Annotated in this window: 14 protein-coding genes; 7 read left to right on the forward strand and 7 right to left on the reverse strand. The window is 32.4% G+C overall.

What is annotated here, in order from left to right; translation table 11 throughout:
* Positions 1-254: 254 nt before the first annotated feature.
* On the reverse strand, positions 255-752 hold the full coding sequence (locus tag F1Z66_RS03625) for a DUF2299 family protein (RefSeq protein WP_159357550.1): 498 nt from the start codon (positions 750-752) through the stop codon (positions 255-257).
* Positions 753-1,093: 341 nt separating this feature from the next.
* Between F1Z66_RS03625 and F1Z66_RS03630 the strand changes: the two genes are divergently transcribed.
* Positions 1,094-1,294 carry a hypothetical protein gene (locus F1Z66_RS03630; protein WP_149862246.1) on the forward strand — a complete coding sequence of 67 codons (201 nt, stop codon included), beginning with the start codon at positions 1,094-1,096 and terminating at the stop codon, positions 1,292-1,294.
* 255 nt (positions 1,295-1,549) lie between these two features.
* Here the strand turns inward: F1Z66_RS03630 and F1Z66_RS03635 are convergent, their stop codons facing one another.
* The 4 genes from F1Z66_RS03635 to F1Z66_RS03650 all read right to left on the reverse strand — a co-directional run bounded on the left by F1Z66_RS03635 (position 1,550) and on the right by F1Z66_RS03650 (position 4,561).
* Complete coding sequence (locus tag F1Z66_RS03635; protein ID WP_201448605.1) at positions 1,550-1,954, reverse strand: PPOX class F420-dependent oxidoreductase; 405 nt, start codon at positions 1,952-1,954, stop codon at positions 1,550-1,552.
* Between the two features lie 1,569 nt (positions 1,955-3,523).
* Entirely contained in the window at positions 3,524-4,009 is a 486-nt protein-coding gene (locus F1Z66_RS03640; protein WP_149862248.1) for a (4Fe-4S)-binding protein, read from the reverse strand.
* A gap of 33 nt (positions 4,010-4,042) precedes the next feature.
* Positions 4,043-4,252 (reverse strand): hypothetical protein, encoded by a 210-nt coding sequence (locus tag F1Z66_RS03645; RefSeq protein ID WP_149862249.1) that lies wholly within the window; start codon positions 4,250-4,252, stop codon positions 4,043-4,045.
* 24 nt (positions 4,253-4,276) lie between these two features.
* On the reverse strand, positions 4,277-4,561 hold the full coding sequence (locus tag F1Z66_RS03650) for a UBP-type zinc finger domain-containing protein (RefSeq protein WP_149862250.1): 285 nt from the start codon (positions 4,559-4,561) through the stop codon (positions 4,277-4,279).
* A 539-nt stretch (positions 4,562-5,100) separates the two neighbouring features.
* Between F1Z66_RS03650 and F1Z66_RS03655 the strand changes: the two genes are divergently transcribed.
* Complete coding sequence (locus F1Z66_RS03655) at positions 5,101-6,009, forward strand: pirin family protein (protein ID WP_149862306.1); 909 nt, start codon at positions 5,101-5,103, stop codon at positions 6,007-6,009.
* A gap of 595 nt (positions 6,010-6,604) precedes the next feature.
* Complete coding sequence (locus F1Z66_RS03660) at positions 6,605-7,192, forward strand: universal stress protein (RefSeq protein ID WP_149862251.1); 588 nt, start codon at positions 6,605-6,607, stop codon at positions 7,190-7,192.
* Positions 7,193-7,387: 195 nt separating this feature from the next.
* Here the strand turns inward: F1Z66_RS03660 and F1Z66_RS03665 are convergent, their stop codons facing one another.
* Both F1Z66_RS03665 and F1Z66_RS03670 read right to left on the reverse strand, forming a co-directional pair.
* Positions 7,388-8,359 (reverse strand): SPL family radical SAM protein, encoded by a 972-nt coding sequence (locus tag F1Z66_RS03665; protein WP_149862252.1) that lies wholly within the window; start codon positions 8,357-8,359, stop codon positions 7,388-7,390.
* Between the two features lie 937 nt (positions 8,360-9,296).
* The gene (locus F1Z66_RS03670) at positions 9,297-10,064 is read right to left on the reverse strand and encodes a PsbP-related protein (RefSeq protein WP_149862253.1); all 768 of its coding nucleotides are present in this window, start codon (positions 10,062-10,064) and stop codon (positions 9,297-9,299) included.
* Positions 10,065-11,625: 1,561 nt separating this feature from the next.
* Here F1Z66_RS03670 and F1Z66_RS03675 point away from each other — a divergent pair.
* The 4 genes from F1Z66_RS03675 (at position 11,626) to F1Z66_RS15775 (ending at position 15,409) form a co-directional block, all read left to right on the forward strand.
* Positions 11,626-11,970: a hypothetical protein gene (locus F1Z66_RS03675; protein WP_149862254.1), complete on the forward strand. Its 345-nt coding sequence runs from the start codon at positions 11,626-11,628 to the stop codon at positions 11,968-11,970.
* Between the two features lie 129 nt (positions 11,971-12,099).
* A complete protein-coding gene (locus F1Z66_RS03680; RefSeq protein WP_230207436.1) occupies positions 12,100-12,591 on the forward strand; it encodes a winged helix-turn-helix transcriptional regulator in 492 nt (163 codons plus the stop codon).
* A 213-nt stretch (positions 12,592-12,804) separates the two neighbouring features.
* Positions 12,805-14,319 carry an MFS transporter gene (locus tag F1Z66_RS03685; protein ID WP_149862255.1) on the forward strand — a complete coding sequence of 505 codons (1,515 nt, stop codon included), beginning with the start codon at positions 12,805-12,807 and terminating at the stop codon, positions 14,317-14,319.
* Between the two features lie 325 nt (positions 14,320-14,644).
* Complete coding sequence (locus tag F1Z66_RS15775) at positions 14,645-15,409, forward strand: hypothetical protein (RefSeq protein ID WP_195907463.1); 765 nt, start codon at positions 14,645-14,647, stop codon at positions 15,407-15,409.
* Positions 15,410-15,510: the final 101 nt, after the last annotated feature.

Consider the following 15,510-nt stretch of genomic DNA (forward strand, 5'->3'; position numbering starts at 1 on the left):
GACAACTTTGATGTGATCATTTTGTTCTTAAAAGGGATATTAAACTTTAACAAAATGCCTCATTTAATTCAAATAACAGGTACAAATAGAATCGCAATTCATTAATCAAAATCAAAAAACGAACTATGAGGAGAGTGTATCAAAAGACCAAAAAGAATATTATAAGTTTCTTCTTGCAGTCATGTAAGAAAAGATATGTGCATCACCATTATTGTTCTTAAAATCAATAATCAACCATACCTAATTATCTATGATTAAACCAAATTTTTCATATCTAGTTTCTTAAACAGTAAAGTAATTACTTGGGCGGCATGGACAATACTTTCAATCGTATCATAATATAAATTCTTGTTGAACCCATCAAAATAAATTGTCTTGCTTATTTCAATCGATTCCAAATTCTCTATTTCAATATCTTTAATATCAACCTGGGTATCAGATGGGTTATTTTTATCCAAGAATGCATAGTTTAAATTCATTTGCAAGAGTGCTAATTGGATATCGCTAAGAAATTCAAAACCTTTATCTTTGAATTTGGAAATAACATTAAAAGTATTTTCATTAAATCGATAATAAGTGGATAGTTTGATAAGCTCTTCACTTTTGAAAATTGCAATGTTGTAGCCAAAATCATTTGATTTTACAGAGCCAATAAAATCTATCCCAAAAGATTCCCCCAGTGACTCATCTTGATCTAACTTTAGACCTGCTAATTCGGTCCATTTGTAAATTTTATTTAATATTTCCTGCATATCCATCTATCTACTAGAATTTTGAAGATAATAAATGGTCAGGTAATTTTATAAAATAGATTTTCTCCATATTCATACAACATTGCAAAAGAAATCCTAACTGTAATTTTATGGCCATATAATTATACATTTCTTTAACTTAACTTAGGGTTAAAAGCACAATATATTACATCAATAATAATTGCTACCACTAGACAGCAGCGTAATATACGACATCAAAAAACATCAAAAATCTTTGCTCTTTCAATACAAGGTGTTTAGTCTTTATGAAGTTTTTTTCTATATTAATAGAGTAGTAATAAACAAAGAAATTATATACTATTACATTAATTTTCTCTTGTATGAATAAATTTAGCGCATTTGTAGTTTTGAGCGTAATTGCAGCAGCTGCTCTCATGGGAGGAGCTATGATGGCACCAGTATTTGCACAAGACAACATGACCATGACAATGGATGGTAACTCAACCATGCCGATGGACCATGGCAATATGACTATGAGTTATGATAACTCAACTGATATGGCCAGCAACTCAACAATGTAATAGACCCTATATTTTTAGGTAGAAGTTTTATTACTTTTTTTGATTATATTTAGTCCACATTTTTTTGCAAATACCTTTAGATTATAACACAAATATCTCTATCGAGTGATTGGACCAAGATTGGATCTCCATAACAAAATACTAGCAGGTGAATTTATTGTAGATGGATATCAAAACCAATGGCTAAGGGATCCAAGGTAACGATTAGAAAAAATACTTTGGAATCAAATGCAGTGTTTTAAAACTTTCGGGTCACTACTTAACAGCCACTTTTTTAGGAGTCACTTTTAACAGGATCCTCTCTTCTCCTTCAATTCTCAATGGATATGTATCTTTATCCAAATATTTTTTTGCCATTTTATCAATATGATCTTCGGCCTCTTGTCCAGTAATTTGCTCCGTTACTTCTCCTCGTATGCTGACCATATGATAAATATTGTTTCTATCCACCACAGAAATAGCAATTCGCGGATCTTTTTCAATATTTTTTTGTTTTACTCTACCCATTGCAGTATTAATAAGAATTGAATCATCCGCTATGTCAATCCATACCGGAGTTATTTGGGGAGATCCATATTTCATCAAAGTTGTTACAAAAGCAATATTCTTATCCTCGAAGAATTTTCTGGTTGCAGAGTCAAAATTCTTGTTGTCATGCAAATCCATTCAACTAAATATTTTTGATCTTGATTGTTTTTATATATGATATAATGGAAAGCCAACTTAATAATGGAACTAACAAATGACATTTAGAATAAAGTCGCTGACAGTGAGAAATGAAATCAAATAATATGGATGCATTGATTCAATATTCAGACAAAAAAGTCTTTGTTCTATTAAATCTAAATCTAAATTTCAGTCGAATTATCTCAATTTTATTGGAATATTATGATCAGTTTTAAATAACAATTTGTTTAAATGAGTACTACTAGCATGCACCCTTTGAGCATTTCAATCACGCTGCAAGATGATTGTGTAATAGATGTCAAAATTCTTCCAGATAGTTTGTATGACAAAACAATGACTTCTACTACATTTGTGTTGATTACCAAAACTTTTAGTTGTGTTAAATATTGACTTAATATAAATAATTCTTGGTACTATCATCTAGGGAAATAACGTCTAGCTAAAAGATCATTTTGATTCTGTGAAGAATATAAAAAAAGAAAATAATTTTAAACAATTTGACTATTGCTAGATATACAACATTACAATAAAGGCGAAGAAGTATATTAAATATTACAAATGCTCATACGGGTCATACATCTGATGCAAATGAAAATAAGAGTTAAAAGGATCAATGAGAATATCTAAAAATTCTTGTAATGTAATCTATAAATGATTATCAGGTGTAAAAAAAAGGACCCTCGCCAAAGGAACATACGCGATGAATGGGAGGTAAACAATAGTAATTTACATTCATGCCATAAGCAACAGTGAATTAATTAAAGGTAAAAGTGTTAATCTCTTGTTCAAATAACTCACGAATGCGTTTATTTATACAGAATGTAAAAACATGTAGGGTTCAAAACACCTATTTATACTAATTTATTAAAATCGTCTTCTCATTCATCTTTTGCTATGCTATCATTTAACGGGAACATCAATACTGACTTTCCCTTTTGAGAATAATAAAACAACGATTTGTAAAGACCATCAATTCCTCGTACTCTAATATTAAGAGAAATGAAAATTATAGTGATAAAAAAGATGGATCAATCTTCACTATTCTTATTTCATTTTGTAAGTATAGAACAAGAGCAAGGTTGAGGAATGTTTAATTAAATAAACTGTTCTCCAATGCTTTATTGATTTACATAAACAGTACAATAAGATAAAGATTGCCAACTTTTAATTACCAGTAGATAATATGCTTCTCATTTTACTGGCAAGGTTTATTCATCTAAACATACATTTTCCTTTACCACATCTATTATGAGAAGGTATCAAAAAGCTCAAAACTATCAAAACTATTTATCCACATAAACAAAAAGCAGGGCAAAGTCTAAATTTAAACTAGTTTCTCTTCACATATATTATTTAGTCATGATGAATTCAAAACTTTTTCATCGTGTTCGCGACTTTCCAGTTTTTGTTTAATAAATACAATGGTTCAATCCATTGGATTTAGGAGCAGTAAATTGATCAGTTGCAGAAAGTCATCAAGGCGAACATAAAATCATTCTACAAAATAAAATAGATGATAAGATATGTCAAACGTGGATTCCACTAGTTTATTTCATCATTAAAATTGATACTAATATGTGTTCCGTCACAGACTGCTTTATTCTTGGAAGCGCCGCATCTGCATAAAGTATAATGTTCTTTTGATGCATTATCATCAATTTTTGTATCATTTAACAATTCAATACCACCTGATACCACATAAGGACCATTGTTTGAAACAGTAATTAGAGGTTTTCGATCTTCTACATCTTTGAATTCTATACTCTCCAATGAATAACTTAATGCTCCAGACGGATATTGACGGATACTCTCAATGATCTCGTCTTTGGTAGCACCATTAGGATTAATCCAAGGTCTCGAATTTAGTCTGAATACAGAGGAGAGTTTTTTAACACAATGGGCGGCATGAGAACACAATGAGCGATTATTATGTATAGTTATGGCAGATCCAACATAACTTTTCTTCGACTTTCTGATCCCAGATAATTCATTACTTTCAGTCTTATTCTCAGTAACGAATTTTATCATGCTATAAGAACCATCACAAAATGGTTTATTCTTTTAAGTGCCGCATCTACACAATGCTACACCTCTCACATTATACAACGCTTCTCCCCGTGAGTTTTGCAAATTTTCAACGATCATTGGCTTTAAATTATTATGCAAATACAAAGGCCCGTTTGGTAGGGGAAGGATTTTAGGAACAGGATCTAATTTTATATCATTATTTTTCGTTTTGGATTTATTTTCATTTTTGATTGATATTTTCATTCAATTCATCTTAACCCTGAATCATTATTCGATAAAAATCTGATCGAGGTAGCACCATTTCCAAAATTCGCCAGGTTCATAAGAATTGATTATTGGATGTCTAGTACAATGATAGTGTTTTGTGCCATGTTTATTGGGAGAAGAATCACAACAGCCTACGCGACCACATGTTAAGCAAAGTTGCAAATGAACCCAATTAGAGCCTATTTTTTCACACTCTTCACAGCCTTTTGTATTGCCGACATCCTTGGCCAGGTCCACTTGTTTCAGATGCCCACATTGATTTGAGTTTTTAATTTGTTCAGACATGACGTAATCGCATGTATTAAGCATTATTAAATTGCGTAGTATTCAGAAAATGACTAGATAATAATTACATTACTCTCACCATTTATCTTGACCACCTTCTTCGCACGGATCCATTCCATTAAACATCAAATTCTAAGGAACTATGTTTAAATTATGTGATTTTTTAGAATGACTTTGAGAAAATTATTGTTAAATTGGTAATTAGGACAGATATTGTATATTGCACTTCATAGATAATTCATCCAGATAATCATAAATAGAGTAATGATTACAGGATATTTTGATATTGACTGATTTTTTGCCAAGGATCATTTATTCTTCTTTTTAGAAAAGAAAGAGAACAAATGATTGCTGTACATAAAATAAGACAAATTCTATATTCACTAATTATTACTAACTAAGTAATTAATTACTACTAAAGTTAAATAATATTTAGTGGTATACTGAATGTGGAAAAATTAACTTTTGAAAATAGACGGGATGACGTCCATACTAATAATACCGCAGATAATGATGAAAATGAAAATGAAAATAAAAGGATAACACCTAAGAATAGTAAAAATACATTTAATATTAGATTAATTAATAGAATAATTGACAGCGTAACAACAACAGAGGGAGAAGGGTTTATAGTTCATAGATCATTTCCAACAAATACATTATCACACTTTGACCCTTTCTTGCTCTTAGACGAAATGGGTCCGATGGACTTGAAACCAGGAGAGGCAAAGGGTGCGCCGGATCATCCCCATAAAGGTTTTGAAACTGTTACATACATGCTCTCCGGAAATTTTGTACACAAAGATTCACACGGACGTTCAGGTTGGCTGAATCCTGGCGATGTTCAATGGATGACAGCAGGGTCGGGGGTAATTCATTCAGAAATGCCCTCAAAAGCTATGATAGAGAAAGGTGGAACACTTCACGGCTTGCAGTTATGGATAAACCTGCCCAGAAAAGACAAGTCGGCTGCATCTAGCTATCAAGAAATATCCGCTTCAAAAATTCCAATTGTGCAAATTCCAGGAGGAAAAGGACAAATAAAGGTAATCGCAGGAAGATACAATGAAACTGAGTCAAAGATCGATACAAAGATATCAATTATATACCTTCATATAATTCTGGAGCCAGGTACAACAATTCAAGTTCCCGTGAATCCAAAACACAACATCTTTGCCTATATATTGAGCGGAATTGCATCATTTGATGAAAAAAATAATCCACAGGCAAAGAAAGGCCAGATAGTAATATTTGAGAAATTCGGAGACTCCATTATAATTAAAACCGCTCCCAATGCTAAAGAAGTATTACAAATATTACTAATTGGTGGAAGTCCATTGAATGAACCCATAGTACGGTATGGACCGTTTGTTATGAATAGTAAAGAGGAGATATATCAAGCCATTGAGGACTATAGAAGTGGTAAACTTGGAAGTATCATCCGCTAGATCAAATTTTGTTTTTTTCTGACAATAATAGAATGTCTTTAGTAAAACCTTAAATCATGAGTTTATCTGTTTCCAAGCCATATAATATTGAATATCTTATTGTGTGTATTCGCAAACCAATTTTCAAAAGTAGTAAAATAAAGTTGTAAAATGTAGTAAGTATGAGTTATAGGATTAAAAAAAGACCAGTCACCCTTCACTAAATCTATTTTGTAAATTTTTTACAGAGAGACCATCAATCATAAATTGATTGAATTTTTGTATTATAATATCACCAGTGTATCAAAAAAAGAAATTACATTTATAAAGTAGATCCATTCTTAAACTAAGAAATTCAATAAAATTTTTTTGTAGCATGAGAATCTTTATTCCAATGTTTACCATAGTTAGTTGCTTGGATGATTTGAGTAATCAAATAACTCTTGCGTAATAAAATTGTTATTTATCAGTTCAAGTACAGGTTTATTGTATGAAATGACCAGACAGAATAGAAAAGTTAACCAGAGTCATAGTAATTTATGCTTGGAAGCAAAAAAAGAAAGTAAATTTTGGTTAAATAGATTGGCGTTAAATAATTTAATAGATTAGGATTAGTATGTTTCCAGATCCAACAGAGTCAATTTCTGAAGTTGTATTTCCGACTTTTAGAAATATACTTGTAACTCATGATGGTGAAGAAAAATCCAACAAGGCGATCAATTATGCAATATATTTGTCAAACTTGTCAGGGGCTGAGATTACAATCTTACAAATAGTAAACCGTTCTCGTCAATTAGCAGACATTTCTGAGTTTAAAAATTCTAATGAAAAATCAGGTACATCAGAGGCAATATCATCATTTTCATCGAAGTCCTTATCCACAAAGCCACGATCGGAAGATACATCGGCTATCCAACTGCCATCTGAGGCTGATCAAATATTTTCAAAAGAAATAGAAGAGGATTTGGTCGAATCGGTTAAAACTAAGATCAATAAAATAAAAGAGGCGGGATGTAAAAATAAAGTCGCTTACAAGATTAAAATCGGGGATGTAGTACAAGAAATAGTTAATGAAGTAAATCAGCAGGATTATGATTTGCTTATCCTTACGTCTTCGCATCTTAGTTCATGGATAGATTCATTATTTAGTGACGCAAGAAAAATTATTAGCAAAATAAACACTAGTGTTCTCATACCTTCCTAAACGCATTTAAGCGTATCCAAAAAATAAATAAATTGAAAGGTAACTGAAAACAAAGTTTAAGAATAAAAATGTCAATTCTCGAAGGAAGAAACTTCATACCATTCATGGAGTTGTATTATCAAAGCCTGATAAGATTAATTTGGAATAGTCGAAAATACAACCCATCTTATCTGAATGCCTTCACAGAAACTCAGATTATGAATCAAGATAATTATTTAAGGTAAGTTGTCTTTTATCACAGTTCTTGAATTTAGTATTATAAGGGAATTTATTTTCTTTCAGTTCGGGAAAACCATTGATCATGCCGTTTTCTAAAACTTTGGATGCAATATTATTTAAAAAAGTAGATTCGAGACTACGCTCCATTGATAAATTATTGTCATGTCGTAGAGGTTCTGAAAATCCATAAATCTTTTTGTAATGATTAATTGAAAAATCTAAATTCATATTTAATAACGCAAACACCATTTTCAATCGATCCCAAATATCATATCGGAGTCGCAGAAATGCACCAAAAACATTCTTAATTCCAGCTACTTTGCAAAGGGAAATTATAGTATCTATATTTTCATTAGAGTCCGTGACCAGTGGAATAATAGGATCGATGTTAACAGCACATTGTATCCGTTTACTAATGAATTTTTCCATAACTTTAAACATTGATGCTGTAGGAGGTGTACCAGGCTCTAAAATGCGTCGTATTTTCTCATCAGCAGTAGTAATTGACCACACAATAAAGCATTTATCGCGATAATCTGCATGAAGATCTAAATCTCGAGCAATTAGAGTTGATTTTGTGAAGATGTAGTAGGGAACATCATATTTTTGCAGAATTTTGACGCATTTACGAGTCAACTCAAACTTCATTTCTGCTGGTTGATAAGCATCAGTTGCTGAAGATACCATTACGGGTAGTATATCACCAGATCTCCAGTTTCTAATTTCATTTTCAAGGATTTCAGGTGCATTATTTTTTGCATATATCTTATTATAAAATTCGGGCGACCATTCGTAAGTAGCATAACAATATCCACATCGATGTTGACAACCTTGATAAACATTCAAAGTATGACCATGATACTTACCAATAGTAAAAGGGTGTAAAATTGTTTTACTTCTTTTAGCAATAAATACTGGAGGTGCATTCTTGTTATACCAGAAGTTCATGTTCTAAATATTGACATTATTATAATTAAACATAAATGAAAGTCATTTATTGAAGGTATTTGACTCAGTCACAGGATATAATGGGTTACTGGTTGAAGGAGAATAACTCTGGTTGTATAATTATATCATTAAAAGCTCAAAGTTTTTACCTTTACATAGTTCTTTATATCATTCAGTGTATCTTAAAGTACAATTTTGGATTCGCCCAAATCTTTTTTTACATTGACACGAGATTAATACTATTTATTCCAATAAGATCCACTGTAATTTTTCATCACAATTTAGGAAATATTGAAATAATTTGGTTATAGGGTAAATTGTCATTCTTACCCTTGATGAGGTTTGAAATCAAGGAATAAAAACCATCTATTGTATTATTATAGATATTGTTAATATTTCTAACAAATAATTTAGTATCTTTAATCCTTTTTATCTAAAAAAATATATCTTTTGCTTAATAAAATCTAAACTACTGTTTACAAGTACCATACCTAAGTTCGAACATCATATAGAAGTTAACCACATACCTGACTACTTCAAATCCCAATATTAATAAGAACAAGTATTGAGAATTTTCCGTAGTAAAAAAATGGTTTCTGATATAAAATGGCATAAACGTAATTAAAATGGAAATTATTGGAAATCCATATATAGGTGACTAATATATAATATAATTCCTGCTACCACATGGGATTAATATCTCATCAAAATGATGAATACCCACTTTGAGAGATGGATTAAGGCTACATTCATGTGATAAGTATTTCCATAGGATCACATAATTGAGGCCCTACGGAAATACAAAAGCGTGAAGGGTTAACGAGACACCTATTGATGCCTTTTTCCATTCTCCGTATTTAATTAGGCTCACAGAATTCAAGCATTTATGTTATGGAGCAAACATGGATTGGCTAAAAAGACAATTTGTTTAATATTTTTACAAATTGTTTTCTTCAACATCGTCGTTATCACTCTCGTCACTACGTTCCCTATCCCTGTCAGCAGTGTCACTGCTTCTGACTCCATCTCCATCACTATCTCCATCACTATCTCCATCACTATCACCGTTATCAAGGCTATTGATATCACCCGAGGTGTCCGGCTTTGAGGCATCAAGAAATTGAAATGAATTTATTATGTGATTGAATACTTCTTGACTGGGTCGTGAATCAAATGTGCTAACGATATTTTGATAGGTAAATACAAATAGTGCATCATCATGTATTAGGATTATTCTTTCTAATCCTCGATCAGGAACATCAGGTATTCCCTCTAAGACAGTTAGTACGGAAGCAGTATCAGCACCATCTATGAAATATTTATTCTCTTCAATTTGTCCAATGATTCTTTCCTTTGAAGGCAAAATAAGCTCGACAATCTCTTTTGGTCCGCCTAATTTTTCAACTAATTCTGCATCCGAGTTAGATTGCGATTTCATAACCCTGAATGAACTATTACCATTGATTACAGCAACTTCAGAATTTTTTTCAAATCTATTTATTTTTTCATCCAAGGTCCAATTTGAAGGGTATTCAAAACTGACTCCCAATCGAGCATCTGCATATGTTGTATAATTTGAGGGCACATTGGTAAGTTTGGCTGTGGTTGGAGATCCTAAAACATATTCATTTTGATGATATGCTATGGTAACCAATCCCAAGATAAAAACAATATTCAGAAAGAATGATAACTTTAAATCATACATCCATAAATTATTACAAATTTCAATTTAAATAAGCTAATGCAAGATTCTTCATAAGATTTTTCTATTTTACTGATCTAAAAGTATCTTTAATCCATAGAATCTGAAGTTTTATGATTTACTAAACGAAAGGATATTGTGTTACATTGTATCTTATTACAAGGAATGTATGATTGTAAATTATTCATTTTCCTTTCTTTCGTCTGTCAAAATTAGCCTTAGCAAATGCAACTATGATTTTCTGGTAAATAAGCCTACAGAAAAATCATATCTCCAAAATATTTTAAATTGGTTACTGATAGTTATTGGATTTATTACTGTAACTGTTAGGTTTATTGGCCCAGTCAAATAACCTAAGTAGGATACTCTAGAAATTTCAAATTCGGGTCATCTTTCCCTCTAAATACTCTGTGAGTATCGGTTTTGTTATGGAGACTCCGGTAGTTCTATGACTGTCAGGATTGACGGAAAGGTGTATACCAATTGGTGTTGTTTTCAAGAAAATTAGTCCTTAAATAGCGGAGGCGGAATCATTTCAAACAGATAATTAATTCATTTGTATCAAAACGAGGATTCATAAATTGTTTGCTACCACTAGCACCTGACAAGACGATGTCAACAGAATCATTAGAAATTCCCATGGCGCATATATCATTTTAGTAAGAATGATCAAGGTATTATCCTATCTTATGGAAATACTACCTAGTAGTTTTTAAGTAAAAAATGGTGGAGCAACATCCACTCAAGATATAAATTGTCTCACCCCATCAGAATTAAAGACACTGAAGGATAGAATACCTCACCACACTTTTCGAATAATTTTTTGAATCCACCCTCAAAATCCCATTACAGATCATAAAACACATTAGATTCATCATTCAATTCGAATATACTCAATTTTGATTCTACTATCTGATAACTGTCTGCTGATGAAAAAAGATAAAGACTAAAATCCATCGCGTCACTTACTATTTCCAAATAATAATCTGTTTCCTTTTATCCCCTGAGTATTGAAATTGTCATTTATGAACAGATCACAGCTTTTTTTGTAAATAGGTAAAGTTAACCCTAAGTGAAATAATTATCAATATCTGACTTTGACCAACATATAGAACTCAAGCTTTGTCTATTACTTATGTAAATGACAGCAATGATGTCAGTATTATCATTTTTTTAAATTCTTATCACTATTACCACAAGAATGAAACCTTTTTGCAATTTAGTTCAGATCCAATTAAAATTCATATATTGGAGATGATAGAGCATAACTAAACCGTTCGATAATTGTTGACAACATCATAATCAAATTCAGATCTATTACGACTTTTGACATACAGACATGTTAGTAGCAATTCCACTTCTAAAAATAATATTATATGTTAAAATAACTGACCTCGTTAAACAAATACAATTTCACAGTGAGTAAAAACATTTTTAGTTTTCACTTAATTCCAAATAGCCGTTTTGAAAGTTAGTATCCCAACATAATTCATTCAGTAATCAAAGTCTACTGTATCGCAAATAGATGACAGTAATATAGTAATATACATACTAGTATATTACAATGGAATCAGATTATAAATTCAAATATGTAGATGAGTATATTACAAATCTATTGGATGGTCATGTTGTACTCCAATATGAGGATGTGGATTTGAAGGGTGAAAAAAAACCGGTGGAATATGTTGACAAAATTGAAAAATGGCTCGAATTTCGAAATAGAGTCAGAGAAGAAGATCCGGACGAATTTACAAAACTCACCGATGAATTATTTACACATTTACTTGCAATTAGACTAGCTGGTGTAATTGTAGATCATAGCTGTGAGTATTGTAATGTGGCAATGGATAATGGATCTGCTTCAAATTATTCGAGTGTTAGAGACGAATCGACTACTCCGACCCTCTGATATTTTTGAATAACCGATAATTCGATTTTTTCTTACTTTGTATGGTCTATCACTTAATTAAAGCAGATATATAAAGGTAAGTTTTTAAACTAGATTATCCAAATAGTTGCAGGGGAGCAGGAACATTAATTGGAAGAACGAATGATCAGTCAATGTCAAGACACGGGCAAATTAAACATCAAGCGGGTTTTAATGCTTGAAGATATGTCATGTAAATGCTGTCCGGTTTTTAATACATTCAACATTATCGGAAAGAAGTTTTCGATTCTGATATTACGTAATATGATTTACAATGGTCATAAGAGATTTAACGAATTTTTAAATACCATTGAAGAAATAAACCCTAAAACACTCTCCATTCGATTAAAAGAGATGGAAGGTGACGGTCTCATAACCCGCAGGGTTTACAATGAAACACCTATAAGAATAGAGTATGAACTGACTCAAAAGGGCAAGGAGTTACAACCTATATTAGAACAAATGGCCCTCTTTTCAATAAAGTACTGCTCTGAACAGGTTTTTGATAATCCCGACTCTTCTAAAATCAACAAGGTAACCGCGCGCGTATTTGAGGAATCCCAGAGAATGAGAAATACTGTTTATCATGTGGAAAGAAAGTAAGGCTAATCCAGGCAGAATTTTATCAACCAAATGTTGATTTATATACAATTTAGATAATAAATACAGTAATCAAGAATTTTCTAAGAACTGAATTTCATCTAGCATGTAAGAAAATGCGATATTGGTTACGTGGGCTTAACCAACTTACCTTTCTCTCACCTACCATTTTAAATACTTACCTTATTATAGTTAATAACACAAGGTAAGTCAATTATGGAAAATAAAGATGTAAAACGGAATAATATGATAAATCAAACAATAGTAGTCAGTCGTAATGCATGGACTACTCTTGCCATTCTAAGTGGAACTCTTTTAACAGTATTCTTTTCAGAAACGATGTTATTACCAGCTATCCCTGACATCATAACAGATCTTAATATAACGTATGGGACAGCGGCATGGATTTTTAGTGCATATCTCATAGTTGCAGCAGTGATGACACCCATTGCAGGGAGACTTTCGGATCTATATGGAAAGAAAAAGGTATTGCTAACTCTTTTAGCAGTTTACATTGCAGGGTTAGCGGCAGGAGGTTTTGCTGATAACATTACCATGTTGCTCGCGACCAGAATTATCCAGGGTTTTGGGTTGGCGGCTATACCTGCTGCTTTCAGTTTACTAAGAGATACATTCCCTCCTGCCAAATTATCGATAGCGGTAGGTGTATTTGGGTCAGCATATTCGGCCGGTTCTGTTATAGGTCTACTCATCGGAGCAACCATTATACAACACTTTGGATGGCATGCCACATTTTTGGCCATTATACCATTTTCAATAATTGTTGCTTTATTAATAGCCAAATTTGTTAAGGAACAAAATAATCCTAGTAAGATATCAAATCAAGCAAATGATACAAAATCTGCAAAAGCTGGTGGTAGGTCATCCATATTAGATTTCAAAGGAATAATAACACTTTCTGCTACAATCACATCTTTCCTTATTGCGCTTACAGCAATACAAATAGGAATTACAAATGAGAATATTCCTTTGATATCCAGTTCATTTGCTATCTCGGCAATCTCTTTAGCTCTATTCGCTACAATTGAAAGGAAAATATTTAACCCATTTGTAAATTTGAATCTTCTCAAACACAAAGTTCTCTTACCATCATATATTTTGCTAGTAGCAACAGGAATCACGATGTTCATGATATATCCTACTATAGTCCAGATTGTGAGAAGCCCGGCCCCATGGGGATTTGGAGGTAGCTCTGTGGATGCAGCAAACGTTCAACTTCCATTCATGATTGCATTTTTGATCTTCGCTAGCATAACCCCATTAATAATCAATAAAATAGGCAGTGCAAGACCAGCATTAATAGGTGGAATCATTAGCTTAACTGGAGGAATAGGATTATCATTGTTCCATTCAAGCGGAATCCAGTTGTCTACTAGTTTGGCAATAGTAGCTACAGGATTGTCGCTGACAATGACAGCGACTTGGAACTTGGTGGTATCAGGAGCAACTAAAGAATTTACAGGAATTTCAGTTGGCGTTGGAGCCCTGTTATTGTTCATTGGGATGGCCATTGGACCAGCATTGGCAGGAGTCTATATGTCAGACCATGTGACAAACGGGCCTTTGGAAACTTATCCGTCTCCCAAGTCCTATGTAAACATATTCCTTACTGCAAGCTTACTTTCAGTAATAGCAATAGTGGTATCTTTGTTCCTAATTAAGAAAACAAAGAATATTGCTAATACGAGTAATAAACATTCTGACAAATAAGTGTATAAGACACTTCAAATAATTTTTTATCATTACCATTCGTTTATGATTTTGATCAGATTATAAGATTTGCATGCTATAGGATTAACTTTTTGTAAACTTGCGTAATGAGATAAAAACGGGCAATTCCGGGGAAAAATTAACCAATCATCTAATGACAGAAAATTAACATTGTTAGAAGTTAAATTTATGAAGTATTATTATCTTAACGTAGGTAAAAAAAGGCGATATTTTTGTCTATTTCATAAGCAAAATTCAAGCAAAGAATAAATAATTAATAAAAATCTATATTACCATCTCGTAATTTTTACAAATTATGGAAATTATGAAAAATGTGTTACTCATAATTGGGTTGATAATGGTCATCTTTATCATTCCTGCTAGCATGATGCAATCCGGTCTTGTGTTAGCTCAAAGAAATAACTTTCAGTTTGGAGGTCAAGGAGGTCAGCTAGGTCAAGGAGGTCAGCTAGGTCAAGGAGGTCAGCTAGGTCAAGGAGGTCAGCTAGGTCAAGGAGGTCAGCTAGGTCAAGGAGGCCTGGAGACAAGAAATAACTTGCAACATCAAAGTGGTGAGGGATGTCAAGAAGGAGCAAAAAATGTTGATGTACAAAAATGTCAAGTTCAAAATAAGAACACAAATATAGAGGGATGTCAAGAAGGAGCAAAAAATGTTGATGTACAAAAATGTCACATCGGTCCGACCGACATAAGCAATACAAAAGATAATACTAAAAACGTAGTAGTAACCAATCCTTCAACCTCATCATCTTCTTCATCTTCATCGTCTGACGACTCTTCATCTTCATCTTCATCGGATGAATCAACTTCATTAAAGGGCAATACTTACATTGTACATGGACCTATCGTGAATTCAGGAGGTAGTCCATTTTCTTCGACTGCTTCTTGTCATAGCAATGATTCTATTCTAGGTGGCGGATATGTTTACGGAATTTCTGACGGAAACATAATTTCAGTTTCGTCAATCCCAGATACGCTCACTTCATATACAACGACAATAAATTCGGATTCAACAGCAGATTCTGCACTTTCCGTTCAATCTTATGCCGTATGCTACAACAATCCTTAATTTTTTTTGATAAAAATACAACATCAATAACTTATTCTTGGAAAAATCAAATTTTTTAACGAATACCGTTTAATATTGTAATCTAGACTCTACAATATCGG

Source organism: Candidatus Nitrosocosmicus agrestis (genome assembly GCF_008389435.1).
Lineage (GTDB): Archaea > Thermoproteota > Nitrososphaeria > Nitrososphaerales > Nitrososphaeraceae > Nitrosocosmicus > Nitrosocosmicus agrestis.